The organism is Variovorax stachyos (assembly GCF_051400855.1).
Taxonomy (GTDB): domain Bacteria; phylum Pseudomonadota; class Gammaproteobacteria; order Burkholderiales; family Burkholderiaceae_C; genus Variovorax.
Window position 1 is genome coordinate 1 of the sequence record NZ_JBLFFN010000046.1, and the last position, 403, is coordinate 403.

General features: G+C 71.0%; 1 protein-coding gene. It reads right to left on the minus strand.

Going from position 1 to position 403, the window contains the following annotated elements; all coding sequences use genetic code 11:
• On the minus strand, positions 1-403 hold a 403-nt coding region (locus ACMGEZ_RS29610; protein ID WP_436825848.1), incomplete at both ends, for a hypothetical protein.

Below are 403 nucleotides of genomic sequence, written 5' to 3' on the forward strand. Positions count from 1 at the left end.
CTCGCCACCGGACCACCCACCTGCCAGGTGCCGGGGTGATAGCTCATGGTCTGGTCCGCGCGCTGGTGCAGCGTCGGAATGCCGCCGTTGTCGACCGGTGCAGGGTTGCCGTAGCGATAGGCAATGCCTTCTGCCTTGGAGAGAAGCGGCGCCATCGCACGGTAGGCGCTGGCCTGCACATTGCCGGCGCTGTCGACCACGTCGCCAGAGATGGCGGGAGCCGGAGCAGGCGCGGGGGCCGGTGCCGGTGCCGGTGCGGGCGCAGGCGCGGGTGCCGGTGCGGGTCCGGCGGCCGCGCCGAGCGAATAGCAGGCCTTGGCGACGAAGGGAGCGGGGTCGCCGCCGAAGAATTCGTTCGAGCAGTTGGCGCTGCCGCTCACCGTCTTCTGAGCCCACTTGCCGT